This window comes from Streptomyces sp. NPDC025721, from assembly GCF_055558595.1.
This window is the reverse complement of record NZ_JBVHMF010000049.1, coordinates 1-24,584: the sequence shown is the minus strand read 5'-3', so window position 1 is coordinate 24,584 and position 24,584 is coordinate 1. Positions and strand designations below refer to the sequence as shown.

Annotated in this window: 16 protein-coding genes; 10 read left to right on the top strand and 6 right to left on the bottom strand. The window is 70.2% G+C overall.

Annotated elements, in window-relative coordinates; translation table 11 throughout:
* Positions 1 to 229: 229 nt before the first annotated feature.
* Positions 230 to 2,395 carry an NPCBM/NEW2 domain-containing protein gene (locus ACZ4EF_RS36365; protein ID WP_401855281.1) on the bottom strand — a complete coding sequence of 722 codons (2,166 nt, stop codon included), beginning with the start codon at positions 2,393 to 2,395 and terminating at the stop codon, positions 230 to 232.
* Between the two features lie 231 nt (positions 2,396 to 2,626).
* Here ACZ4EF_RS36365 and ACZ4EF_RS36360 point away from each other — a divergent pair, with 231 nt between their 5' ends.
* Positions 2,627 to 3,841, top strand: coding sequence for an FUSC family protein (locus ACZ4EF_RS36360; protein ID WP_355347699.1), 1,215 nt, complete (start codon positions 2,627 to 2,629; stop codon positions 3,839 to 3,841).
* Positions 3,842 to 3,908: 67 nt separating this feature from the next.
* On the opposite strand, the gene ACZ4EF_RS36355 is transcribed toward ACZ4EF_RS36360, so the two are convergent.
* Positions 3,909 to 5,087, bottom strand: a complete 1,179-nt coding sequence (locus ACZ4EF_RS36355; RefSeq protein WP_355347696.1) for a PP2C family protein-serine/threonine phosphatase — start codon at positions 5,085 to 5,087, stop codon at positions 3,909 to 3,911.
* A gap of 202 nt (positions 5,088 to 5,289) precedes the next feature.
* Here ACZ4EF_RS36355 and ACZ4EF_RS36350 point away from each other — a divergent pair, with 202 nt between their 5' ends.
* The 7 genes from ACZ4EF_RS36350 to ACZ4EF_RS36320 all read left to right on the top strand — a co-directional run bounded on the left by ACZ4EF_RS36350 (position 5,290) and on the right by ACZ4EF_RS36320 (position 15,831).
* Positions 5,290 to 5,796, top strand: a complete 507-nt coding sequence (locus ACZ4EF_RS36350) for a MarR family winged helix-turn-helix transcriptional regulator (protein WP_355347693.1) — start codon at positions 5,290 to 5,292, stop codon at positions 5,794 to 5,796.
* 235 nt (positions 5,797 to 6,031) lie between these two features.
* On the top strand, positions 6,032 to 6,403 hold the full coding sequence (locus tag ACZ4EF_RS36345; protein ID WP_355347690.1) for an STAS domain-containing protein: 372 nt from the start codon (positions 6,032 to 6,034) through the stop codon (positions 6,401 to 6,403).
* Positions 6,404 to 6,776: 373 nt separating this feature from the next.
* A complete protein-coding gene (locus ACZ4EF_RS36340; RefSeq protein ID WP_391160642.1) occupies positions 6,777 to 11,060 on the top strand; it encodes a discoidin domain-containing protein in 4,284 nt (1,427 codons plus the stop codon).
* A gap of 267 nt (positions 11,061 to 11,327) precedes the next feature.
* Positions 11,328 to 12,761, top strand: coding sequence for a ricin-type beta-trefoil lectin domain protein (locus ACZ4EF_RS36335; protein WP_355347684.1), 1,434 nt, complete (start codon positions 11,328 to 11,330; stop codon positions 12,759 to 12,761).
* A gap of 253 nt (positions 12,762 to 13,014) precedes the next feature.
* On the top strand, positions 13,015 to 13,527 hold the full coding sequence (locus ACZ4EF_RS36330) for a mycothiol transferase (RefSeq protein WP_355347681.1): 513 nt from the start codon (positions 13,015 to 13,017) through the stop codon (positions 13,525 to 13,527).
* Between the two features lie 202 nt (positions 13,528 to 13,729).
* Positions 13,730 to 15,349, top strand: coding sequence for an MFS transporter (locus ACZ4EF_RS36325; RefSeq protein WP_467508476.1), 1,620 nt, complete (start codon positions 13,730 to 13,732; stop codon positions 15,347 to 15,349).
* 29 nt (positions 15,350 to 15,378) lie between these two features.
* Complete coding sequence (locus tag ACZ4EF_RS36320; RefSeq protein WP_355347678.1) at positions 15,379 to 15,831, top strand: MarR family winged helix-turn-helix transcriptional regulator; 453 nt, start codon at positions 15,379 to 15,381, stop codon at positions 15,829 to 15,831.
* Between the two features lie 56 nt (positions 15,832 to 15,887).
* On the opposite strand, the gene ACZ4EF_RS36315 is transcribed toward ACZ4EF_RS36320, so the two are convergent.
* The gene (locus ACZ4EF_RS36315) at positions 15,888 to 17,420 is read right to left on the bottom strand and encodes an MFS transporter (RefSeq protein WP_467508462.1); all 1,533 of its coding nucleotides are present in this window, start codon (positions 17,418 to 17,420) and stop codon (positions 15,888 to 15,890) included.
* A 268-nt stretch (positions 17,421 to 17,688) separates the two neighbouring features.
* Between ACZ4EF_RS36315 and pgm the strand changes: the two genes are divergently transcribed.
* Positions 17,689 to 19,329, top strand: a complete 1,641-nt coding sequence (pgm, locus tag ACZ4EF_RS36310) for a phosphoglucomutase (alpha-D-glucose-1,6-bisphosphate-dependent) (protein ID WP_355347672.1) — start codon at positions 17,689 to 17,691, stop codon at positions 19,327 to 19,329.
* 91 nt (positions 19,330 to 19,420) lie between these two features.
* Here pgm and ACZ4EF_RS36305 read toward each other — a convergent pair whose 3' ends face one another.
* Together ACZ4EF_RS36305 and ACZ4EF_RS36300 are read right to left on the bottom strand one after the other, a co-directional pair.
* Complete coding sequence (locus tag ACZ4EF_RS36305) at positions 19,421 to 21,187, bottom strand: ABC transporter ATP-binding protein (RefSeq protein ID WP_391050739.1); 1,767 nt, start codon at positions 21,185 to 21,187, stop codon at positions 19,421 to 19,423.
* Between the two features lie 85 nt (positions 21,188 to 21,272).
* On the bottom strand, positions 21,273 to 22,358 hold the full coding sequence (locus ACZ4EF_RS36300) for an S-(hydroxymethyl)mycothiol dehydrogenase (RefSeq protein WP_402712100.1): 1,086 nt from the start codon (positions 22,356 to 22,358) through the stop codon (positions 21,273 to 21,275).
* A gap of 176 nt (positions 22,359 to 22,534) precedes the next feature.
* Here ACZ4EF_RS36300 and ACZ4EF_RS36295 point away from each other — a divergent pair, with 176 nt between their 5' ends.
* A complete protein-coding gene (locus ACZ4EF_RS36295) occupies positions 22,535 to 23,533 on the top strand; it encodes a YihY/virulence factor BrkB family protein (RefSeq protein WP_402712099.1) in 999 nt (332 codons plus the stop codon).
* On the opposite strand, the gene ACZ4EF_RS36290 is transcribed toward ACZ4EF_RS36295, so the two are convergent.
* The gene (locus ACZ4EF_RS36290) at positions 23,503 to 24,222 is read right to left on the bottom strand and encodes a chaplin (RefSeq protein WP_355347660.1); all 720 of its coding nucleotides are present in this window, start codon (positions 24,220 to 24,222) and stop codon (positions 23,503 to 23,505) included. The genes ACZ4EF_RS36295 and ACZ4EF_RS36290 overlap by 31 nt on opposite strands.
* Positions 24,223 to 24,584: the final 362 nt, after the last annotated feature.

Here is a 24,584-nt window from a genome sequence, read left to right as displayed (position 1 = left end):
TGCTGCGATGATTACGGCGCTGTTGCTGACACGTCAAGAAAGTGAACGAGATTCGCCCCGCGAATTCACTCGGGTCCGCCTTGATGTCGACACCCGAAGGGTCAACGAACCACTCGTCCCGATAAGGGAGTTAAGCGGCTTGTCGCTGTGTGCAAGAGCTTGAGACGGTGAACATGACGATGGCGGCGGAGAAAAATCTCCGCCGCCATGATTGGTCCAGTCCTGCGCGTCAGCCGCAGGTCAGTACCGGCCCCGCCCAGTCGGCGTGGTCGGAGTCGTTGCCGTTGCCGCCGTCGGTGACCACCAACCGCAGCTCCGTACCGCCGCCCAGAGCGGCCGTCAGATGCCGGGCCGTGTCACTGCCGGTCACCACCCCGCTGTCGGCGACCAGCGTCGAGTCGCGGTAGATCTGGAAGTCCACCGAGCCCTTGCTGCCGACCTCGTCGTCCACCCCCACATCGGCGGTGACCGAGGAGCACCCGCCGCCCAGGTAGTAGACGACCGTGCTGGCCGCGTGCACGCCCAGCCCCTTGCTGTACGTGGTGCCGCCGACGGTGAGCGTCCTGCCGTCGCCAGCGGCCTGTTCGCCGTTGCTGCGGTCGCGCTCGACCGGGCCCCAACCGCTCACCGCCGACGACCAGTTGAGGTCGCTGAGGGCGTGCGTGCCGGCCGAAGGGCCTTTGCCGCAGGCCATCTTGGCGTCGGCCCAGTCGGCGTGGTCGTAGTTCATGCCGTCGCCCGCGTCGGTGGCCACCAGCCGCAGCGTCGTCCCTCCGGTCAGGTCGGCGGTCAGGTGCGCCGCCGCGTCGTTGCCCGTACGGGTCCCGCTGTCGGCGACCAGGGTGGAGTCGCGGTAGATCTGGAAGTCCACCGAGCCGTTGCTCCCCACCTCGTCGTCCACCCCGACGTCCACGGTCAGCTTTCCGCACAGACCGCCGACGTAGTAGGAGAGGTCACTGGGCGCGTGCACCCCGAGCCCCTTCGCGTACGTGGTGCCGCCGATGGTGAGCGTCCTGCCGTCGCCCGCGGCCTGTTCGCCGTTGCTGTGGTCGCGCTCGACCGGGCCCCAGGCGTTCACCGCCGAGGTCCACGACAGGTCGCTCAGCTCGTTGAGCCCGGTCGGCGGCGGCACCGGGCTGCCCGGGGTGACCCGGAACATCACCGTGCCGTGCGCGGGCACCGACGCGCTGATCGTGCCGCCGGTGCTCGATGTCGCCTTGGACCACAGGTCCTTGAGCGCATACGAGGACGCGCCGCCGACGCCGACGGCCTGCGCGGTGGTGCTGACGGTCTGGGCGGAGGCGTTCTCATTGGTGAGCGTCACCGCGCGGTCGCCGTTGGCCAGCGGCTTCGACATCACCACGAGCCCGCCGGAGGAGGAGACCACCGAGCCCTGCTTGCCCAACGGGTCCTGGTCCACCGCGATCACGTCGGCGTTCTTCAGGATCGTCAGCGTGGCGGCTGACGCGGTCCTGATGTCGCTGCCGATCAGCAGCGGCGAGGCCATCTCCGACCAGAGGCTGAAGTGGGTGCGGTACTCGGTGTCGGTCATGCCGCCGTTGCCGACCTCCAGCATGTCCGGGTCGTTCCACGCGCCGGGCTTGGCGTACGGCGCGAGCTGCTGGTTCTGGTGCGCGATGTTGATCATGCTGGACCACGAGTCGCTGATGTCCCCGGTCGTACGCCAGGAGTTGCCGACCGCGGGCGCCCAGTTCCACGGCTGGTTGGAGCCCCATTCGCAGATGCTGTAGAGGATCGGCCGGCCGGTGGCCTTCAGCGCGTCGCCCATCGCCTTGTAGCGCTGCTGCGCGTCGACGTTGTTGTTGTTGCAGTTGTCGTACTTGAGGTAGTCCACGCCCCAGGACGCCCACAGGTTGGCGTCCTGCTGCTCGTGGCCGAGGCCGCCGGGGAAGCCCGCGCTGTTGCAGGTCTTGGTGCCCGCGGAGGAGTAGAGGCCGAATTTCAGCCCCTTGGAGTGGACGTAGTCGGCGACGTTCTTGATGCCGTCGGGGAAGCGCACGGGGTCGGCGACGAGGTTGCCCGAGGCGTCGCGGCTGGGCAGCGCCCAGCAGTCGTCCAGGTTGACGTAGGTGTATCCGGCGGCCTTGAGGCCCTGGGAGACGAAGAGGTCGGCGATGCCCTTGACCATCGCCTCGTTGAACTGGGACCCGCAGCCGGTGGAGTTCCAGTTGTTGAAACCCATCTGCGGGGTCAGGGCCAGGCCGTTGTCGAGGGCCGCGGCCGGTGGCGCGGCGGCGATCTGAGCGGTCACGGCGGCGGTCGCGGCCAGTGCGGTGAGTCCGGCTCCAGCCCCGGCGACGAGGGTGAGCGACGCGGCCGAGGCCGCGAGGCGCTGCCGGAGGTGGTGTGTTTTGGTGTGTCGTTCGTGCGGCATGTGCGGCTCCGAGTCATTTCAATGGCGCACAATCCAACGGGGTCGAACGAAAGCAACCACATTTCAGCGGTGCAGCGTGAGCATGTCAATAAGCGCGGTGCGGTGAACCCCGAAGTGCCGTGCGCCAATCCCGAATGACCGTACGAGGCGCGCCACCGGCCGTTCCGGAGGAGATCGACTTTAGGGTGGGCCCGGACCACTGAGATCGCCGAGAGCGGGAACGTGCACGGGATGCCCGACGTACCAGAACCCATGGTCAAGCTGGTCCGGTGGACCACGGAGCCGGCCGCGGCCCAGACCCTCAGGTCCACCGCCGCGGCCGTCATCGCCTATGTCGCCGCCGTCCAGCTCACCCCGCAGCCCGCCCCGCTGACCGCGCCCCTGACGGCTCTGCTGGTCGTCCAGGTCACCCTCTACTCCACGCTGACCACCGGCATCCGGCGGGTGAACTCGGTGGTGGTCGGCGTCCTGATCGCCATCGGCTTCAGCGCGCTGGTCGGGCTGAGCTGGTGGAGCCTGGGTCTGACGATCTTCAGCGCGCTGCTGATCGGCCGCGTCGTACGGGTCGGCGAGTTCGTGCCCGAGGTCGCGATCAGCGCGATGCTCGTCCTCGGCGTGACCCGGGTCGCGGACACCGCGTGGGACCGGGTGCTGGAGACGCTGATCGGCGCGGGCGTCGGCCTGCTGTTCAACCTGCTGTTCGCGCCGCCGGTCTGGGTGCAGTCCGCGGGCGGCTCCATCGAGTCGCTGTCCCGCCGGATGGGCGCCCTCTTCCGCGACATGGGCGGCGAGCTGGCCGGACACCTCCCCGTCGAGCGCGCCGCCGCCCGGCTGCACGAGGCGCGCCGCGTCGACCACGACATCGTCGAGGTCGACGCCTCGCTGCGGCAGGCGGAGGACAGCCTGCGGTGGAATCCGCGGGTCCGCGAGGGCGTGCTCTCCCGGATCGTGCTGCGGACGGGGCTCGACACCCTGGAGATCTGCGCGGTGGTGCTGCGCGTGCTGTCCAGGACGCTCACCGACCTCGCCAAGCACCGCACCGAGGAGTCGCTGTTCCCCGACGACGTCGCCGTCGAACTTGAGGAGCTGTTCGACCACGTGGCGCACGCGATCGAGAGCTTCGCCGTACTGATCACCACCCAGGTCGCGGCCAACGCGCAGTCGGCGGAGGAGCAGCTGGCGCAGGCCCTCACCGACAGCACGGCCAGCCGTGACAGGACCGCCCAGCTGCTGCTCGCCAAGGTGCGCGAGCACCCCCGGCAGTGGCAGCTGCACGGCGCGCTGCTGGCCGAGGTCGACCGCATCCTGGACGAGCTGGCCGTCGAGAAGCGGTCGGAGCGTTTGGTGGAGGAGCTGGACCGCTACTCGCGCGAGCAGAGCGACCGGCACCCCTGGCTGCACATGATCAAGAAGCGGCTGGGCGCCGCCCGTGCGGTCCTGCGCTGACGGCCGGCGCGCGAGCTCGCGTCAACGTACGGCTGACGTGCGCGGCGACCGTATACGACCGTACGGCTCAGGCCCCGGTCTCCTCCTGCGGGCCGAACCAGTCGAGGCAGACCACCAGCGCGTCGTCGTCCGCTTCGTGCCCCCGGTAGTCGGGCAGCTCGCGCAGCACCGCGCCCGGCACGTCGGCGGCGGGCAGCAGACTGGTCGCCGACAAGCCGCGGATCAGTGCCCGGTCGCCGTACGCGTCGCCTTCGGGGGAGTACGTGGCGTAGACGCCGTCGCTGGCGAACAGCAGCCGGTCGCCGGGCAGCACCTGGAACTCCTCGGCCACGTACAGGGTCTCCTCGAACATCCCGAGCGGCAGCTGCTCGTCGAATGCCACCCGCTCGACGGTCTTGCCGCGCTGCCGCCACAGCCGGGGCGACCCGGCGTCCACCACCTGCACCACACCGCTGGGCACGTCGAAGGAGAGCAGCAGCGTGGCGACGTGGGCGGCGCCGCGGTAGCGCGACCACAGCGCCTGGTCGGCGAGCGCGGCCTGGTCGGCGATGCCGATGCCCGCCCGGCGCGCGTTGCGCAGCGCGTTGACGGCCAGGCTGGTCAGCAGGGACGCGTCGATGCCCGCGCCCATGCCGTTGGTGATGGCCAGGGTCAGGGTGTCCGGGCTGGCCGACCAGTCGAAGTTGTCGCCGTGGATGGCGTAGGCGGGCTCCAGCTGGGCGCCGAGCGCGTACTCGGGCCGGGCGAAGGCGCGGCCCGGCAGCAGCTCCCACTGCATCTCGGCCGCCAGGGTGAGCCGCGTGGCCCTGCGCGCGATCAGATAGTGGTCGGTGTCCCGCTCGGCGACCACCAGTTCGCGTCCGAGCAGCTCCGCCACCTCGGCCAGCTCGCCGACGCCCTGCACGGCGTGCCGGTCGGCGGGCAGCACGACCGTGAGGATGCCCAGCCGGTCGCCGCGCACGGTGACCGGCAGATGCACGGTGACCTCGCCGTCCCGCCCCGCGCGCTGCTCAACCGGCTGCTGGCTGCCGAACGCCCTGCCCTGCGGGGTGTTGTGCACCGGCAGCGAGAGCCTGGCGGGCGCCGAGACGTCGACCGACTGGAGCACCGTGGTGCTGTAGTCGGCCAGCAGCAGGTCGGCCGAGACCGTGCCGTAGTGCTCGGCCAGCGCGGTGCGCGCGGTGTCCAGCAGAGCGTAGGGAGCCGCGGAGCGCAGAGCGCGTTCTACGGCCAGGAAGTTCGTCACGGGCGGGACAGCCTTTGCGATCGGTGGGAGAGACGGCGTGTGGGGGGCTGAAGCGGTGCTGACGGACGGTGGCGGTGAAGGGGGGTCGGGGACGGCGGCCGAGGTGAGGGCGGGGTGACGAGGTGGGCGCGGCGGGTGGCAGCGGGCCCGTGCGGGGAGGCGCGGGCTGACAAACCGCCGTCGTCAGTGGCACAGTGGCCAGGTGCCCCACATCGTTCCGCCTCACCGCCATGAGCAGGTCGCTCATGAAGCCAGTGCTGTGTCGGAACTGCTGGAGGTCCTGTGGGGGAGAGGCCAGGAGGCCGCACCGTCCGGCCCCCTGTCACCGTCGCAGGTGCGGGCGCTGTTCGCGATCGAACAGTACGAGGGCGCCAATCTGCGGACACTGGGCGACGCGCTGGGATCGCGGCCGTCCTCGGTGAGCAGGCTCTGCGACCGGCTGGAGGCGGTCGGTCTGGTGGACCGGCAGACGAGCCCGACCAGCCGCCGCGAGGTGGAACTGCGGCTGACCCGGCGCGGGCACGCGGCACTCGCCGAATTCCGCGACTTCAGGGCCCGCGAGGTGAAGGCCGTGCTGGGCCGGATGGCGCCGGACGAGCTGGCGGCGCTCGCCGAGGGACTGACGGCCTTCCGCCGTGCCGCCGCCGGTGCGGCCGTACCCGGTGCGACCACCGCCGACCCCGCACGCCGTGCGGCGGACTCCGCCTAGCATCACGCACCGCTCCCCGCCCCGGGCGCTGTCGCCCGCGCACTCGCATCCCGACCCGCACCCATGCCGTGACACGAACACGTGTGCGTCGGCACAGACTCTTGTCCGATGGATATTGTTGTCAAGTGGCAACGATCTTACTAGGGTGGCTCGCGTGACTGCGCATGTCGGGCAGCACGGGGGCGACGGAACGCCTCGTACGGCCGCCGGTGCGGCAGAGAGTGAAGGAAGCGCTGTGAGCGGTGGCGGAGAGGGTGCCGGGAGACCGGTCGAGGTGGCCGTCCGCCGGGCCGGGACCGCGCTGGTCCTCGCCTTGCGCGGCGAGCTCGACCTGGAAACCCTGGAGCCGCTGCGGGCTGCGCTGGCCGCGGCCAGGCGCGACGACGCGCCCCGCGTGGTGCTCGATCTGTCGCAGGTCACTTTCTGTGACTCCTCCACGGTGAACGAGTTGCTGCGGGCCGATGTCGATCTTGGCCCCGGTCGCCTGTGGCTCGCCGCTCCCTCTCCCTTCGTCGCCCGGCTCTTCGGCCTGGTCGGACTGCCGATGGTGCTGGCCGTCCGTGACTCCGTCGAAGAGGCGTTGGCCGGCTCCGACGACCGCGCGTAACGCTCGGCGCCGCACTGCGCGCCTTCCCCTGAAGCACGGGGGCGAACCCGCTGTGACGTGAGACCGCTCTCACGCGTACCCACTGTCACCCGACCCGCCCACGCGCGGGCGCTCAGGCATGTCCGGAAACCGGCAGGTCCGCCAACTGGCTTTGCCATGGCATGAATCGTTGCCTTCCGAGGCGTAGACGCCGCCGTAGCGCGTCTGTAACACTCTGCCAACACAAACGCAAATTTTTCGCAGAACAACGATGGATCTGCATGGGAAGAGCGCAACTTCATATGCTCAACCCGCACGTTTCGGATAGTCCGTCTCCTGAACCTCCCACCGCTCCGGTCGCGACGAAGCGCCGGACACGACATAGAGGGACGCTATGAGAACGAAGCGCTCCATCCCACGGCTGATGGCGGGGGTGACCGCGACGAGCCTGCTGCTCCTGGGCGGGTCCGCTCTTCCCGCCATGGCATCGGGAGAGCCAAGTCCGGCGACCGACAGCGCGGTCTCGGTCAGTAGCACCAGCGGCAAGAACAGCGCCGCCCACCTCAACGACGGCGACCAGAACACCTATTGGCAGAGTTCGGGCAAGTCCCTGCCGCAGTGGGCGCAGATCGACCTGGGCCGCACCACCCGCATCGACCAGGTGCGGCTGAAGGTCCCCTCGGGGTGGAAGTCCAGGTCGGAGACGCTCTCGATCCAGGCGAGCGAGGACGGCGAGACCTTCAACACCCTGGTCGGCTCGGCGAAGTACACCTTCAGCCCGTCGACCGGCAACACCGTCAAGATCTCCTTCCCGGCCTCCATGGCGCACTACGTGCGCGCCGAGGTGACCGGGAACTCCGCCGGGTCCTCCGCCCAGCTCTCCGAGATCACCGCGCAGGCCGCCGCGGCCTCGACGGTCAACCTCGCCAAGGGCAAGCCGACCGCGGAGTCCAGCCACGCGGACGTCTACGGCTCGGGCAACGCCGTTGACGGTGACGCGAATTCGTACTGGGAGAGCTCCAACAACGCCTTCCCGCAGTGGCTCCGGGTCGACCTCGGCTCCGCGGTGGCGGTCAACCAGGTCGTGCTGAAGCTGCCGCCGGCCACGAGCTGGTCGACGCGCACGCAGACCCTGGCCGTCCAGGGCAGCACCAACGGCACCACGTTCACCGACATCGTCGCCTCGGCGGGTTACTCCTTCAACCCGTCGTCGGCCAACACGGTGACCATCAACTTCAACTCGACGACGACCCGGTACGTCCGGCTGAACATCACCGGCAACACCGGCTGGCCCGCGGGCCAGATATCCGAGTTCGAGGTGTACGGGCCGACGACCGGTGACACCACCGCGCCGACCGCGCCCGCCAACCTGGCGTACACCCAGCCCGCGTCCGGCCAGGTCAAGCTGACCTGGAGCGCCTCCACCGACGACACGGGCGTCACCGGCTACGACGTGTACGCCAACGGCGCGCTGCGTACTTCGGTGGCCGGGAACGTGCTGACGTACACCGACAGCCAGCCCGACACCGCGACCGTGGCGTACTACGTGGTCGCCAAGGACGCGGCGGGCAACCAGTCGGCGCACAGCAACACCGTGACGCGCACCGGCACCTCGGGTGACACGCAGGCGCCGACCGCACCGGGCAGCCTGGCGTACACCCAGCCCGCCTCCGGCCAGATCAAGCTGACCTGGACGGCGTCGAGCGACAACGTCGGTGTCACCGGCTACGAGGTCTTCCGCAACGGCAGCCAGATCGCCACCACCGCGGCCAACGTGCTGACCTACACCGACAGCCAGCCCGACACCGCGACCGTCTCGTACTTCGTACGGGCCAAGGACGCGGCCGGGAACGAGTCGGCGAACAGCAACACGGTGACCCGCAACGGCACCAGTGTCGGCGGTACGAACCTGGCGGTCGGCAAGCCGATCGTCGCGTCCGCCACCGTGCAGAACTTCGTCGCCGCCAACGCCAACGACGACAGCCTGTCGACGTACTGGGAAGGCAGCGGCACCAGCACCCTGACCGTCTCGTTGGGCTCCAACGTGGACACCAGCTCCGTGGTGGTCAAGCTCAACCCCGACGCCTCGTGGGGCAACCGGACCCAGACCATCGCGGTCTCCGGCCGGGAGCAGAGCGCGAGCACGTTCACCCAGCTCTCGCCCGCGACCGCGTACAACTTCAGCCCGTCCACCGGCAACTCGGTGACGATCCCGGTCTCCGGCCGGGTCGCTGACGTGCGCCTCACCTTCAGCTCCAACACCGGTGCGGGCGGCGGCCAGGCGGCCGAGTTCCAGGTCATCGGCGTACCGGGGCCCAACCCCGATCTGACCGTCAGCTCCCTGACGGCCTCGCCCGCCTCGCCGATCGAGACCGACCCGATCACGCTCAGCGCGACGGTGAAGAACATCGGCACCGACGCGGCGGCCTCCACCGACGTCAACTTCTACCTCGGCACCACCAAGGTCGGCACCGGCACCGTCGGCGCGCTGGCCGCGGGCGCGAGCAGCGTCGTGACCGCCAACATCGGCGCGAAGGACGCGGGCAGCTACCAGCTCACCGCCAAGGTCGACGAGTCCAACAAGGTCGTCGAGCAGAACGAGACCAACAACAGCTACACCAACCCCACCGCCCTGGTGGTCAAGCCGGTCGACACCTCCGACCTGGTGGCCTCGCCGGTCGCCTGGTCGCCGGGCAACCCGTCGGCGGGCAACAACGTCAACTTCTCGGTGGCCATCAAGAACCAGGGCACCGTGGCCTCGGCGAGCGGCGCGCACAACGTCACGCTCACCCTGGCCGACGCCACCACCGGCAGTGTCATCAAGACGCTGACCGGCTCCTACAGCGGCGCCATCGCGGCCGGAGCGACCACCAGCCCGATCAACCTGGGTAGCTGGACCGCGGTCAACGGCAAGTACACCGTGAAGACGGTGATCGCCGTCGACGCCAACGAGGTGGCGACCAAGCAGGCCAACAACACCAGCACCCTGTCCTTCTTCGTCGGTCGCGGCGCCAACATGCCGTACGACTCGTACGAGGCCGAGGACGGCGTGCTCGGCGGCGGCGCCCAGGTCGTCGGTCCCAACCGGACCGTCGGCGACATCGCGGGCGAGGCGTCCGGCCGCAAGGCGGTGACGCTCAACTCCACCGGGCAGTCGGTGTCCTTCACCACCCGCGCCAGCACCAACACGCTGGTGGTCCGCTACTCCATCCCGGACGCCGCGGGCGGCGACGGCATCAACTCCAACCTGAACGTCTACGTCAACGGCACGTTCCTCAAGGCCATCGACCTGACGTCCAAGTACGCCTGGCTGTACGGCAACGAGACCGGCCCCGGCAACAGCCCGGGTGCGGGCGGCCCCCGTCACATCTACGACGAGGCCAACCTGCTGCTCGGGACGACCGTCCCGGCGGGCAGCACGATCAAGCTCCAGAAGGACGCCGCGAACACCAGCACGTACGCGATCGACTTCATCAACACCGAGCAGGCCACGGTGATCCCGAACCCGGACCCGACGAAGTACGTCGTGCCGGCCGGCTTCACCCAGCAGGACGTGCAGAACGCCCTGGACGCGGCGCGACAGGACACCACCAAGCTCGGCGTCTACCTGCCGACCGGTGACTACTCGACCGCCCAGAAGTTCCAGGTCTACGGCCGGTCGATCAAGGTGATCGGCGCCGGTCCGTGGTTCACCCGCTTCCGCACTCCGGCCGACCAGTCGAACACCGACGCCGGATTCCGCGCGGACGCCACCGCCAACGGGACGACGTTCTCCGGATTCGCGTTCTTCGGCAACTACACCTCGCGCATCGACGGTCCCGGAAAGGTCTTCGACCTCTCCAACGTGGCCAACATGACCATCGACAACATCTGGGTCGAGCACACGGTCTGCATGTACTGGGGTGCCAACACCGACAACATGGTGATCAGCAACTCCCGTATCCGTGACACGTTCGCCGACGGCGTCAACATGACGAACGGCTCCACGGACAACCACGTCTTCAACAACGAGTCGCGGGCGACCGGTGACGACAGCTTCGCGCTGTTCTCCGCCATCGACGCCGGCGGCGCGGACGAGAAGAACAACGTGTTCGAGAACCTGACGTCGCTGCTGACCTGGCGCGCGGCGGGCGTCGCGGTGTACGGCGGGTACAACAACACCTTCCGGAACATCTACATCGCGGACACCCTGGTCTACTCCGGAATCACCGTCAGTTCGCTGGACTTCGGTTACGCGATGAACGGCTTCGGAACCGTGCCGACCAACATCCAGAACGTGTCGCTCGCCAGAACGGGCGGTCACTTCTGGAACGGCCAGACCTTCCCCGCCATCTGGCTGTTCTCGGCCTCGAAGGTGTTCCAGGGAATCCGCATCAGCGATGTGGACATCACCGATCCGACGTACAGCGGCATCATGTTCCAGACCAACTACGTGGGCGGTCAGCCGCAGTTCCCGATCACGGACACCATCTTGACCAACATCTCGATCACCGGTGCCCACAAGAGCGGTGACGCGTACGACGCGAAGTCGGGATTCGGTCTGTGGGCCAATGAGCTGCCGGAGGCCGGTCAGGGACCGGCCGTTGGTTCCGTCACCTTCAACGGTCTGCACCTGAGCGACAACTTCCAGGACATCAAGAACACCACCTCGACCTTCACCATCAAGGTCAACAACTAAGGGCAGCCGCTGAGGAGCGGCCGTCAGCTGGGAGGTGTCCGCGTTCGGCTCTCGAACGCGGGCACCTCCCGCATGCGTTCACGGGCGGGGTTGGAGAGCAAAAGGCGTGCGGTTGTCTTCAGTTGGTGAACGTGAGGGCTTGACGTGGCATTGGTCTAGTCCTACCTTCGCCGATGCGCCCTCAGTCATGTCGGAGTCCGCCGTTCACGGATCAGAACCGATCCGGGTGCGCGGGTCCGGCTGTCCGCTACCGGAAGGTCTCCCCCCATGAACAGACCGCGCATTCGGCTCAAGGCGCTGACCGCACTCGCCGCCGTCCCCGCACTCGCGGCGGGACTGCTGCTGGCCGCGGGCGCTCCGGCGCAGGCCGCGGCCAATCCGGGCCCCGGCTTCCCCGCGCAGTACGCGGCGCCCTACGCCGAGGTCTGGAACTCCCCGTCGGCGCTGGCGGCGGTGAAGAACGCCACCGGGCTGAAGTACTTCACCCTCGCGTTCGTCATCGACGGCGGCGGCTGCAACGCCACCTTCAACGGCAGTACCTCGGTCACCGACGCGAGCTGGACGTCGGCCATCAACACCCTGCGGTCCGGCGGCGGCGATGTCATCGCCTCCTTCGGCGGCGCGGGCGGCACCGAGATCGGCATCTCCTGTACGTCGGTCGCCGCGCTCAAGACCCAGTACAAGCGCGTGATCGACGGACTCAACCTGACCCGCCTCGACTTCGACATCGAGGGCGGCGCGCTCAACAACACCACCGCCAACGACCGGCGCAACCAGGCCCTCGCGCAGCTCCAGCAGGAGTACGCGGCGGCCGGCAAGAAGCTCGACATCGACTACACGCTCCCGGTCAACCCCACGGGCCTGGAGTCCAACTCGCTCAGCCTGCTGAACAACGCCAAGAGCAACGGCCTCAACGTCAACCTCGTCAACATCATGACGATGGACTACGGGCCGTCGATGGACATGGGCCAGGCGGCCATCAGCGCGGCCACCGCGCTGCACAGCCAGCTCGGCGCCATCTGGAACACCAAGACCTCCGCGCAGCTCTGGGCGATGGAGGGCAACACCCCCATGATCGGGGTGAACGACTCGACCAACGAGGTCTTCTCGACCGCCAACGCGCAGTCGCTGGAGACCTTCGCGAAGAACAACGGCATCCAGGAGCTGTCCTTCTGGTCGCTCGGCCGTGACAAGGCATGTGCCACCAACGGCCAGTTGTCGGACTCGTGCAGCGGCACACCCCAGTCGCAGTACCAGTTCTCCAGCATCTTCAACGCCATCACCGGCGGCGGCACCACTCCGCCGCCCACCGGCGGCGCCACCGGGCCGATCCGGTCCGGTTACGCCAACAAGTGCGTGGACGTGGCCTCCGCGAGCAGCGCCAACGGCGCGGCGGTCCAGCTCTACGACTGCAACGGCACCACCGCGCAGAACTGGACGGTCGGCAGCGACAACTCGCTCCAGGCGCTCGGCAAGTGCATGGACGTGGCCGCGGCGGGCACCGCCAACGGCAGCCAGGTGCAGCTCTACGACTGCAACGGCACGGCCGCCCAGAAGTGGACCCGCAGCGGCAGCACCCTGGTCAACACCGGCTCGGGCAAGTGCCTGGACGCGACCGGGCCCAGCTCCGCCAACGGCACCCGGCTCCAGATCTGGACCTGCGCGGGCGGCGCGAACCAGCAGTGGACGCTGCCTTCGTGACCCGCGCGTCCGCTGAGCGCTAGCTGAGCGGACAGGCGAATCGACCGGTCCCGGGCGGGGACGATGTCACCCGCCCGGGACCGGTGCGCTGTACGGCAGTGATCTTACGGGCTCCTCGCAAACAATCGACGTGGATACGTAAAAAATCTGCGGTACGGAGATATTGCGGAGTATGTGCGCGGGGCGGGAAGGAGTAGGGGGCGCCGCCGCTTGTCATCGGTGGCCCGCTGTCGATCCTTAACGAGGAGCCCCGATGAACAGCACGGAACTGCTGGCCGACGCCTTCGGCCGGATCCAGGAAGTGGTCCACGACGCCGTGGACGGCCTCACCCCCGAAGAGCTGGCCTTCCGCGTGGACGAGGGCGCCAACAGCGTCGGCTGGCTGATCTGGCACCTGACCCGCGTCCAGGACGACCATGTCGCCGAGGTCGCGGGCACCGAGCAGGCGTGGACCGCGCAGGGCTGGGACGCCCGCTTCGACCTGCCCTTCCCCGCCGGGGCGATCGGCTACGGCGACGGGCCGGACGACGTCGCCGCCGTCCGGGTGAGCTCCGCCGACCTGCTCACCGGCTACCACGACGCCGTATACGAGAACACCGTCCGCCATGTGCGGGAGCTGACCGACGACGACCTCGACCGGGTCGTGGACAAGCGCTGGAATCCGCCGGTGACCCTGGGCGTACGCCTGATCAGCGTCGTCTCCGACGACCTCCAGCACGCCGGGCAGGCGGCGTATCTGCGGGGGCTGCTGATGCGCAGGCGGTGACGGCGTCGGCGTCGGCCGTTCACCCTTCGGTGTTAGAGTTACTTAACCTAAGTTAAGTACCTGCGCGACCTGTGGGGTGTGAGGGTTGGCGAGCGAGAAGACGGCCGAAGAGCCAGCGGCACGAATACAACGGAGGCCACCGCGCATAGCGGCCGACCATCCGCGCTACAAATGGGTGGCACTGTCGAACACCACGCTCGGCATGCTGATCGCCACGATCAACTCCTCGATCGTGCTGATCTCGCTCCCCGCGATCTTCACCGGTATCCACCTCGACCCCCTCCAGCCCGGCAACGTCAGCTATCTGCTCTGGATGCTGATGGGATACATGCTGGTCACGGCGGTCCTCGTGGTCACCCTCGGCCGGCTGGGGGACATCCTCGGCCGGGTCAAGATCTACAACTCCGGCTTCCTGATCTTCACCGTCACCTCGGTGATCCTCTCCCTGGACCCGATGCAGGGCGGCGGCGGCGCGCTCTGGCTGATCGGCTGGCGCGTCGCCCAGGCCGTCGGCGGCTCGATGCTGATGGCCAACTCGGCCGCGATCATCACCGACGCCTTCCCGGCCCGCCAGCGCGGCATGGCGCTCGGCGTGAACATGGTCGCGGGAATCGCCGGATCCTTCATCGGCCTGGTCCTCGGCGGCCTGCTCTCCGAGTGGGACTGGCGCTCGATCTTCTGGGTCAACGTCCCGATCGGCCTGATCGGCACCGTCTGGGCCTACCGCTCGCTCCACGAGACCGGCATCCGCCGCAAGGCCAGAGTCGACTGGTGGGGCAACGTCACCTTCGCCGTCGGCTTGACCGCGCTGCTCGCGGGCATCACCTACGGCATCCAGCCCTACGGCGGCCACACCATGGGCTGGACCAACCCCTGGGTGCTCGCGGGCCTGATCGGCGGCGTCGCGATGCTCGCCGTCTTCTGCCTCGTCGAGGCCAAGGTGCGCGAGCCGATGTTCCCGCTCGGCCTGTTCCGCAACGTGGCCTTCGCGGGCGGCAACGCGGCCACCCTGCTCGGCTCCATCGCCCGCGGCGGCCTCCAGTTCATGCTGATCATCTGGCTCCAGGGCATCTGGCTGCCCCTGCACGGCTACGACTACGTCGACACCCCGCTGTGGGCCGGTATCTTCCTGCTGCCGCTCACCGTCGGCTTCCTGGTCTCCGGGCCCATCGCGGGCTACTTCTCCGACCGGTACGGCGCCAGGCTCTTCGCCGCCGCCGGATTCGTCGTGATGGCCGCGTCCTTCGCGGGACTGCTACTGCTCCCCACCGACTTCAACTATCTGGCCTTCGCGTTCCTGATCTTCCTCAACGGGGTCGGCGGCGGTCTGTTCGCGGCGCCGAACACCTCGATCATCATGGCGAGCGTGCCCGCCGAGGCCCGCGGCGCCGCCTCCGGCATGCGCGCCACCTTCCAGAACGCGGGCATGGTGCTCTCCATCGGCGTGTTCTTCTCGCTCATGGTCGCCGGACTCGCCCGCTCGCTGCCCGGCACTCTCAGCAGCGGCCTGGTCGCCCAGGGCGTGCCGGGGGCGAACGCGCACGAGATCGCCAATCTGCCGCCGGTCGGCACGCTCTTCGCGGCCTTCCTCGGCTACAACCCGATCCAGCACCTGCTCGGCCCCGACCTGCTCGGCACGCTCCCGGCGGCCAACCAGCACACGCTCACCGGCCGTGAATTCTTCCCGCACCTGATTTCCGGGCCGTTCCACGACGGCCTCGTGGTGGTGTTCGCCCTGGCCATCGTGATGTCCTTGGTCGCGGCGGGCGCGTCACTGATCCGCAGCCGCGCCGTCCGCGCGGCCCACGCCCCGCAGGAGTAACCGAACCGACCGAGGAGGCGCCCCCCGCCATGGACCACACCGACGGGCGCGGGGGCGCCACTCCGGCCGCGGTCGCGCTGATCGTGGCCCGGCTCTACCGCCAGCTCGCCCAGGCGTCCGCCGACGACCTCAACCTGACGTACGCGCAGCTCTCCGCGCTCGCCAGGATCGGGCAGTTCGGCCCCATCCGGCTCGGTGAACTCGCCGCCCGCGAACAGGTCGCCGCCCCCTCCCTGACCCGTACGGTCAGGCCGCTGTCGGAGGCCGGGCTGATCGGCAAGGAGGCCGACCCCTCCGACGGCCGCTCCTGGCTCGTCAGCATCACCCCGGAAGGGCGCGCCCTGCTGGAGCGCATCCGCCGCGAGCGGGCGGCACTGCTCGCCCGGAGGATGGCGTGGCTCACCGACGAGCAGCGCGCGACGCTGGACGCGGCGCTCCCCGTCCTGGAACTGCTCCTCACCGAACGGACCCCGCCGGACTGACCCCGGCGGACTGGCCTCCGGCCCTCACCGTCTGCCCCCGCGGCTGCCCCCGCCTCTCAGGCGGGCTGTTCCGGCTGTCCGGGCCGCTCGGGCCGGCCCGGCTCGACCGGGGGCGCCAGCACACCGCAGTGCGGCGCGCACTCCGGCTGCGCGAGCGGCCCCTTCGCCCCGTCCTCGCGCAGCGCACCCGACGGCACCAGCACCGCGGCCAGCACCGCGGCGACGGCGCACAGGCCAGCACAGATCAGCATCGCCTTCCCGAACGCCGAGTTCACCGCGTGCGGCGACCGGTAGGCGTGGTCGGACAGGCCGACGGCCAGGGGGAGGGCCGCGACGATCAGCAGTTGCGCCACGCGGGCCGCCGCGTTGTTCACCCCGCTGGCCACCCCCGCGTGGTCGACCTCCACCGAGGCCAGCACGGTCGCGGTGAGCGGCGCCACGAACAGGCACATGCCGAGCCCCTGGACGACGACGGCGGGCAGCACGTCGACGACGTACGAGGAGGTGTCCGGCGACACGCGCGTGAGCAGCAGCAGGCCGCACGCGGTGACCAGCGGACCGACCGTCAGCGGCCAGCGCGGCCCGATCCGCTGGGCGAGCGCGCCCGCGGGCGCGGACAGCAGCAGCATCAGGACGGTCACCGGCAGCGTCGCGAGACCGGCGCGCAGCGCGCTGTACCCGGCGGCGATCTGGAGCTGCACCGGCAGCACGAAGAACACCCCGCCGATGGCCGCGTACAGACAGAGAGTCACCAGATTCATCGAGGTGAACAGCTTCGAGGAGAAGACCGACAGCGGCAGCATCGGGGACGGGCGGCGCCGCTCGGTGCGCAGGAAGGCCAAGCCGCACGCCAGACCCGCCGCCGCGGGCACGGCGACCGCGACGGGGGAGGGGTGACCGGACGCGCTGATCAGCGCGTAGGTGACGCCCGCGAGGCAGAGCGCGGCCAGTACCGCGCCCAGGATGTCGAAGCTCCCGCTCGCCGTACGGTCGCGGCTCTCCGGCACGTGCCGGACGGCGATGGCCACCACGACCGCCGCCAGCGGCAGATTGATCAGGAAGATCCACCGCCAGCCGGGACCGTCCACCAGATAGCCGCCGAGGAACGGGCCGATCGCGCCCGCCACGCCGCCGAGGCCCGACCAGGCGCCGACCGCCTTCGCGCGGTCCTGCGGGCGGTACGTGGACTGCACCAGGGCGAGCGAACCGGGCGTCAGCAGCGCCCCGCCCACGCCCTGGAGCGCCCGCGCCGCGATCAGCACGCCGCTGTCGGGCGCCGCGCCGCACAGCGCGGACGCCAGCGCGAACCAGACGACGCCGATGACGAAGACCTTCCTGCGCCCGTACCGGTCACCGAGGCCGCCGCCGAGCAGGATCAGCCCGGCGAGCGTCAGCAGATAGCCGTTGACGGTCCACTGGAGCGCCGCCAGGGTCGCGCCGAGGCCCTCCCCGATCCGGGGGAGCGCGATGTTGACGATGGTGCCGTCCAGCATCGCCATGCCCGAGCCGAGCACCGAGCAGGCCAGCACCCAGCGCCCGGTCGCCGAGGAGAGCCGCACACCCTCGGCGGGCGGCTCCGGATTACTCATGACCGTCACCATAGAGCGCCGGGAGCCGAGGCGTGAGTGTCGCGGCCCCGCGCCGCGGCAACCGTGAAAACCACGCCCGCCACGCACCCGCGACCACGCCCGCCGCGCATTCCCGACCGTGCCCGCCAAGCGACCCCGACCACGCCCGCCGCGCATTCCCGACCGTGCCCGCCACGCGACCGCGACCGCGCCCGCTGATCACCGGCGCGCATCGGGGGTAAGAATGGTCAGGGCAGGCCCGACCGATGACGCAGCGAAGGAGACGCGGATGCCGCACGAGCGCGCCGGAACACCGGCACGGCCGGACGACCTGGTGGACGTACCCCGCCTGATCACGGCCTACTACGCGCTGCACCCGGACCCCGGCGAGACCGGCCAGCGGGTGGCGTTCGGCACCTCGGGGCACCGCGGCTCGTCGCTGAACACCGCGTTCAACGAGGACCACATCGCCGCCACCAGCCAGGCGATCTGCGACTACCGCACCGCGCAGGGCACCACGGGACCGCTCTTCCTCGGCGCCGACACGCACGCGCTGTCCGAGCCCGCGCGGGTCACCGCGCTCGAGGTCTTCGCCGCCAACGAGGTCTCGGTGCTGATCGACGAGAGCGACGGCTGGACGCCCACCCCGGCCGTCTCGCACGCGATCCTGTCGTACAACAGGGGCCGTACCACCCACCTCGCCGACGGTGTGGTCGTCACCCCCTCGCACAACCCGCCCGCGGACGGCGGCTTCAAGTACAACCCGCCGAGCGGCGGCCCCGCCGCCTCCGACGCCACCGGCTGGATCCAGGACCGGGCCAACGAGCTGATCGCCGACGGCCTCAAGGGCGTGCGCCGCGTCCCGTACACCCGGGCGCTCGCCGCCGACACCACCGGGCGCTACGACTTCCTCGGCCGCTACGTGGACGACCTGCCGTCGGTGCTCGACCTGGAGACCGTACGGCGCGAGGGCGTCACGATCGGCGCGGACCCGCTGGGCGGCGCGTCGGTCCAGTACTGGGGCCGGATCGCCGAATGGCACGGCCTCGACCTGACCGTGGTGAACCCGGTCGCCGACCCCACCTGGCGCTTCATGACGCTCGACTGGGACGGCAAGATCCGGATGGACTGCTCGTCGCCGTACGCGATGGCGTCGCTGATCGCCCGCAAGGACGAGTACCGCATCGCCACCGGCAACGACGCGGACGCCGACCGGCACGGCATCGTCACGCCCGACGGCGGCCTGATGAACCCCAACCACTACCTGGCCGTCGCCATCTCCTATCTGTCGCGGCACCGCGAGCAGTGGCGGCCCGACCTGGCGATCGGCAAGACGCTGGTGTCCTCCTCGATGATCGACAAGGTGGTGGCCGACCTCGGCCGTCCGCTGACCGAAGTCCCGGTCGGCTTCAAGTGGTTCGTGGACGGGCTGCTCGGCGGCACCCTGGCCTTCGGCGGCGAGGAGTCGGCGGGCGCGTCCTTCCTGCGGCGCGACGGCTCGGTGTGGACCACCGACAAGGACGGCATCCTGCTGGCACTGCTGGCCGCCGAGATCACCGCCGTCACCGGCCGCACCCCGTCCGAGCACTACGCGGACCTCACGGAGCGCTTCGGGGCCCCCTCCTACGCGCGGATCGACGCGCCCGCGACCCGCGAGGAGAAGGCCGTACTCGCCGAGCTCTCGCCCAAGCAGGTGCCCGCCGCCGAACTCGCCGGAGACCCCGTCACCTCCGTGCTCACCCACGCCCCCGGCAACAACGCGGCCCTGGGCGGCATCAAGGTCAGCACCGACAACGCCTGGTTCGCCGCGCGGCCCTCGGGGACGGAGGACGTCTACAAGGTCTACGCCGAGTCCTTCCTCGGCGACGACCACCTCGCCACCGTCCAGGAGGAGGCACAGGCCATCGTCGCCCGTGCCCTGAACGGCTGACGGCCGCGCCCTCCACCCGACGGAGCGACCCCGGAGCGCGTGCTCCGCTCCGTCGGGTGAGGGACGACAGGCCCTTCGACGCGCGGGCGGCTCAGGCCAGCTGGGCGGCCTGGAGACCCGCGTACGCGCCGCCGCCGCGCACCAGCTCGGCGTGCGGTCCGACTTCCGCGATACGGCCCTCGTCCAGGACGACGATACGGTCGGCGTTGCGGATCGTGGACAGCCGGTGGGCCACCACGAAGACCGTACGGCCGCGCACCAGCCGGGTCAGCGCCTGCTGGACCAGCGCCTCCGAGCGGGAGTCGAGCGCGGACGTCGCCTCGTCCAGGACCAGCACGCGCGGGTCGCGGATCAGCGCGCGGGCGATGGCCAGCCGCTGCTTCTGCCCGCCGGAGAGCCGGGCGCCCCGCTCACCGACGACGGTGTCGAGACCGTGCGTCATCCGGTCGATGAACTCCAGCGCGTTGGCGTCCCGCAGCGCCGCCCTGACCCTCTCCTCCGGCACATCGGTCATGCCGTAGGTGACGTTGTCGCGGACGGTGCCCTCGAACAGGATCGAGTCCTGCGGCACCACCGACAGCCAGGTCCGGTAGTCGCGCAGGTCCAGATCCTCCATGTCGACGCCGTCGAGCAGAATCCGCCCATGCGTCGGCCGCAGGAAGCCGATCACCAGATTGAGCACGGTCGACTTGCCCGCGCCGGAACCGCCCACCAGGGCGACCGTCTCGCCCGGCCGCACGTCCAGATCGAAGTCGACCAGCGAGGGCCGGTCGCTCTCGGGATAGGTGTGGCCGACCCCGCGGAACTCGAAGTGCCCCACCACGCCCTTCACTTCGGCCTTGCCGTCGTTCTGCTCCAGGTCGGGCGCCTGGAGCACCTCGCCGATCGAGCGGACCGACTCCAGGCCCTTGCCGATCTGCGGGGTCAGCGTCAGCAGCGTGGTCACCGACCCGGTGAGGCTGGAGAAGTACGCGCTGAGCATCACCACGGTGCCCGCCGAAACGTTCAGCCAGCCGTAGTAGGCGACCAGTGCCGAGCCCGCCAGGCAGGCCACACCGATCGCGTTGAGCAGGATCCAGGCCAGCGAGCCGAACCACCCGTTGAGCCGGTCGAGCCGCAGCCCCGCGTGCAGCACCTCGCCCAGCGTGCGGTCCACCCGGTGCAGCGCGGTGTTCTCCAGGCCGTGCGCACGGGTGATGGGGATCAGGGTCGTCATCTCGCTGACCCGCGAGGACAGTTGCTCCACCTGCTGGCGGAAGGACTCGTTGTCGTGCCGCAACCGGCGGCGCAGCCGCACCACCAGCATCGCGGAGGCGGGCACCACGATCAGATAGACCGGCAGGAAGGCGGGCGCCTGGATGCCGATCACCACCAGGCCGCCGCTCAGGGTGGCGATCGCGGCCAGACCGTTGTCGGCGGTCTGCTGCGCCGCCGTCTCGATGGTCTCGACGTCCCTGATCACCTTGGCCTGGAGCACGCCGGCGCTGACACGGGAGTGGTAGCCGATGGAGAGCTGCTGCATCCGCTGGCAGATCGCGGTGCGCAGCCGGGTGCCGGTCCTGCGGATCGAGCCCTGCATGCAGCGCACGTACGCCAGGTGCAGCGGGAGGTTGAGGCTGAGGATCACCAGCAGGACGGCCGAGTTCCACCACAGCACCGATATCGGCCGGTGCTGCACGACGACGTCGACCACGTTGGCCGTGATGAGCGGCAGCAGCCAGACGGGGGTGTGCTTGGCGAAAAAGGCGAGTACGGCGAACCCGACCCGGCGACGGTCGGGTTCGAAGAGGTAGAGGAGGGTACGGACGGGGTGTTCGCCGCGGTAGCGGTGGCTGAGCGTGCCTTGCGGCAGCGCCATTGAAGGCTCCTCGAAATGACGTCTTCGCAGTACAGGTGCGCGCATGCGCCTCATCGCGCATGCGCCCGCCTTCACCTTAGAGCCGCTACAGCACCACGACCGAACGCAATACGTCGCCCTCGGACATCCGCGCGAACGCCGCCTCCACCTCGTCCAGCGCGATGGTCTCCGTGACGAACGCGCCCAGGTCCAGGCGGCCCTGGAGATGCAGGTCGATCAGCATCGGGAAGTCCCGCGACGGCAGGCAGTCGCCGTACCACGACGACTTCAGCGCGCCGCCGCGGCCGAACACGTCCAACAGCGGCAGCTCCAGCGTCATCTCCGGACTCGGCACCCCCACCAGGACCACCGTCCCGGCCAGATCGCGCGCGTAGAACGCCTGCTTGTACGTCTCCGGGCGGCCGACCGCGTCGATCACGACGTCGGCGCCGTTCCCGCCGGTCAGCTCGCGGATCGCCTCCACGGCGTCGCGGTCACGGGAGTTGACGGTGTGCGTGGCGCCCATCGCGGACGCCGTGGCGAGCTTGCGGTCGTCGATGTCGACGGCGATAATCCTGGCCGCACCGGCCAGCCGCGATCCCACCACGGCCGCGTCGCCGACGCCGCCGCAGCCGATGACCGCGACCGAGTCGCCGCGGCCCACGTTCCCGGTGTTGAGCGCCGCGCCGATCCCGGCCATCACCCCGCAGCCGAGCAGCCCGGCCACCGACGCCGACACCGCCGGGTCGACCTTCGTGCACTGCCCGGCCGCTACCAGCGTCTTCTCCGCGAAGGCGCCGATGCCCAGCGCGGGCGACAGCTCCGTGCCGTCCTTGAGCGTCATCTTCTGCTTCGCGTTGTGGGTGTCGAAGCAGTACCAGGGGCGCCCGCGCAGACACGCGCGGCACCGGCCGCACACGGCCCGCCAGTTGAGGATCACGAAATCGCCCGGCGCGACCTCGGTGACGCCGTCGCCGACGGTCTCGACCACGCCGGCGGCCTCGTGCCCGAGCAGGAACGGGAAGTCGTCGTTGATCGCGCCCTCCCGGTAGTGCAGGTCGGTGTGGCAGACCCCGCACGCCTGGATCCGCACCAGCGCCTCGCCCGGCCCCGGATCCGGCACCACCACCGTGTCCACCCGTACCGGCTCGCCCTTGCCCGGTGCGATCACTGCGCGGACTTCCTGTGCCATGTCCGGTCCTTCCCTTCGTCGTGTGCCCAGCGTTCGGCCACTGTTCGCTGCCGACGATAGGTGCCGCGACCCCGCGGCGGGCAGTACCCGGAAAGGCGCACATGGGTGGACCGGCACCGGGCATACGTCACTGCGGGCCACAGGTCGCCTACCGCTCGACGCTGTGAGGGGCACTTTTGACCACTGAGGACAGCGCGGTCCGCGGCACGCGGCCGGCTGACACAAGACGGCTGCCGAAGACCGTCGCGACCTTCCGCGCCATCCGGGCCCTCGGCCGCGCCATAGGGGCGGCATGGGAGGAGGACGCCACGGAGCGGGCGGCGGCCCTCACGTACTACGCGGTGCTCGCGCTCTTCCCCGCGCTGCTGGTCACCGTGTCGGTGCTGGGCCTGGCGGGCGGTGCCTCGGAGAACCAGCTGGCCTCCGAGGTCACCTCCCTGCTCCCGACCGCGTCCCGGCCGATCGTCGCCTCCGCGCTCCAGGACATGGCCGACGACCGGTCCGCGACCCTCTCCCTGGTGATCATCGGCAGCGCGGGCGCCGTCTGGTCGGCGTGCAGCTACTCCAGCGTCTTCCGGCGCGCCCTGCACTCGATGTACCGGGTGACCGACCACCGCCCCGCCTGGCGCACCGCCCCGCGCATCGTGATCACCTCGGTGGCGCTGCTCGTCCTGCTGGTGTGCAGCGCCAGCAGCCTGGTGGTCAGCGGCGAGGTCGCCCACCGGATAGGGGAGCTGCCGCACATGAACACCCCCGTGATCACCGCCTGGCGGGTGTTGCGCTGGCCCTTGCTGCTGGTGCTGGCCGCCGCGCTGGTCCTGGTGCTCTTCCGCTCAGGTCCCCGCGGCACCCGCGGCCTGCGCGCGATGGCCCCCGGCGGCGCCCTCGCCGTCCTGCTGTGGCTGCTGACCTCGGTCGGATTCGCCGCGTACACCGCCCGCGCGGGCACGTACAACCGGCTCTACGGCCCGCTGGCCGGCACCGTGGTCTTCCTGGTGTGGCTGTGGTTCTCCAACCTGGCCCTGCTGGTCGGCGCCCACTTCAACGCCCAGCGGGCACTGGACGGCAAGGCCGCGCCGCCGCCGGAGGCCCCGGCGGCGTCGAAGACGCCGGAAGCGGCCCCGGACGTCGCACCGCTGCCGGTTCAGCCGCGGCCGGGCCGGAAACGGCGGTAGAGCACGACGCCGCCGAGCAGCAGGGCGGCGCTGCCACCGGCGGTGTACGGCAGGCCGTCCGCACCGGTGTGCGCCAGCGTCGGGGCAGCGGGGTCCTCGACGTTCGGCGGCGCGGGCACCGGAGTGTGGGCCGGGGCGGGCGGGGTGGTCGGCACCGGAGTGGGCTTCACGACCGGCGGAGTCGAGCCGTTCGTCGAGGTGTTGCCGGTGGAGGGGTTGCCGATCCCGACGACATTGACGCTGTTGCCGGTGATGTTGACGGGCACGTCGATCGGCAGCCGGATGCTGTTGCCCGACAGCAGGCCGGGCGAGTTGCGGGTGCCGCCCGCCGCGTGTGCGCCGCCGCCCGAGCCCGAGTTCGTCCCGGCGGGGACGACGCGCTCATCGGCCGGTGCGCCCGCGTGCCGACCCGGCCTGGCGCCGGGGGCGGAGTGCGTGGCGGCCGGAGCCGAGGTGTTGGCGCAGGCGTTGCCCGTCACCGGATTCAGCAAACCGATCACATTGATCGTATTTCCGCATACATTCACCGGAATGGAGACGGGCACTTCCACCGAATTGCCCGACAGGACACCGGGCGATCCGGTGGTGTCACCCTGGGCGGCCGAATCGGCCTGGGCATACCCGGCGCCCGCCAACAGACCGCCGGCGACCATGGCGGTGACGAGTCCCTTCTGGGCAACCCTGTTCATACGCTTTCCTGCCTTCCGGAAATCCTCACGGGCCGCATGCCCGCACCGGAGACAACGCGCTCAGGGCCAATCAGGTCATGGCCGACGGATAAATCACCCCAACGAGTGACCGTGTCGCGGCCTCGTCCCTGACGGGCCGACAGGACGTGCGGCCAGCACTTTTCCCGGTATTCCGGCTATCGGTTCCGCTATTCCTATGAATTACCCATGAGCGGCCGATGGAACGTGGTAACGGATTGTCCCGACACGACAGCGGGGGGGGGGGGGGGGGGGGGGGGGGGGGGGGGGGGGGGGGGGGGGGGGGGGGGGGGGGGGGGGGGTGGGGAGGTGCGGGGGGTGTTTCTTGTCGTTTTCTGGAGGGG